Here is a 376-nt window from a genome sequence, read left to right on the forward strand (position 1 = left end):
ACCTCCGCAGCCAATTCGACAGCGCTCTGCATGCCTGCACCAGAAACACTTGCTGTCTTGCCTTTACGCGCTTGGGTCACCCAGTAAGCCAAGGTGCCCTGATTCATATTCAATCGTGTTGCTGCTTTGGCAACTGACAACCCTTGGTCAAGTACTAACTTAATGGCTTCTGCTCGGTATTCCGACGTATAGCTTTGTGTTTTTCTCTTACTCACCACAGCCTCCTGTTGGCTCAAGTTTACCAATCAGGTGACCTGTCCTGACAACCGTAGACACACCCACTTCAAATGCAGACCAATTGCCTGCTGAATTTTTCTGCAAACACCGCCGGTGCCAAATTACCTAGCCGAGAGTGGCGTCGTTGGCGGTTGTAAAA

1 protein-coding gene is annotated in these 376 nt (G+C 50.0%); it reads right to left on the minus strand.

Features of this window, described 5'->3' with window-relative positions:
• Positions 1-215: transposase (locus ACUHMQ_RS21165; protein WP_445297410.1), on the minus strand; the 215-nt coding region annotated here is incomplete at its 3' end.
• Between the last annotated feature and the right edge of the window lie 161 nt (positions 216-376).

The sequence above is a fragment of the Chitinimonas violaceus genome (genome assembly GCF_052601015.1).